The organism is Bradyrhizobium sp. WSM4874 (genome assembly GCF_055811835.1).
Genome location: NZ_JBVVPR010000162.1, coordinates 1 through 1,025, shown reverse-complemented (window position 1 = coordinate 1,025; position 1,025 = coordinate 1). Strand labels below are relative to the sequence as shown.

The 1,025-nt window shown below is 63.9% G+C and carries 1 pseudogene; it reads right to left on the bottom strand.

Annotated elements, in window-relative coordinates:
- A pseudogene (locus AC0L3P_RS39830) lies at positions 1 to 1,025 on the bottom strand (IS256 family transposase); the annotation flags it as partial.

The following is a 1,025-nucleotide window of genomic DNA, read 5'->3' as shown; positions in this document are numbered from 1 at the left end:
CCAGTGCTCGGCCGGGAAGTCATAGAAAGCCAGCAGCGTGTCCCGATCCTTGTTCAGGCAGTCGGCCGCTTTTTCGTATTTCAGCGCGTAGCTCTCGATGAAGGCGCCGAACGCCAGCTCGGCTGTGGCTTTGGTTTCGGCCATCCAGATCTCCTGCAACGCGCGTTTGGCTTTCGGCTGCTGGCTCTACGGCAACTTGGCGAGCACGTTCGCTGTCTTGTGCACCCAGCAGCGCTGCTCGCGCGTTTTCGGCCAGACCTCGCCGGCAGCTTTCCAGAAGCCGAGCGCTCCATCGGCGATGACGAGCCGCGGAGGCACGGCGAGCCCGCGCCGCTTCAGATCAAGCAGCAGATCGCGCCAATCGTACGCGCTCTCGCGGGCACCATCGGTGAAGCCGACCAGTTCCTTACGGCCTTCCGGCGTCGCACCGATCAGCACCAGGATGCACTGCTTTTCGTCTTCGAGCCGCGCCTCCAGATGGATGCCATCGGCCCAGATGTAAACGTAGCGCTTCGCCGACAGATCACGCCCCTGCCACGCGGCGTGTTCGTCGATCCAACCGTCCTTCAGCCGACCGATGGCGGATGCCGACAACGCGGCAGCATCCTTGCCGAGCAGCGCCGCCAGCGCCTCCGAGAAGTCGCCGGTGGAGATACCCTTCAGGTAAAGGATCGGCAGCAGCGTCTCGATCGATTTCGAGCGGCGCATGTAGGGCGGTAGGATCGACGGAGAGATCCGGATGCGACCAGGATCGGTAGCGGCCGCCTCGCGATCGCGTACACGTGGCTGGCGGACGGCGACCGGACCGATGCCGGTCATCACCTCGCGTTCCGGCAGGTGACCGTGGCGCACGAGGCGCTGGTGGCCGTCCGCGGTCTTCAAATCGGCATGCTGGCCGAGAAAGTCTGCGACTTCGGCCTCGACCGCCTTGGCGAGAAGGGCACGTGCCCCGTTGCGCAAGACTTCTGTGAGTTGACCGTCGAAGATTCCTGGCTGAATCAGCTGGATGACGTTATCGTTGGACA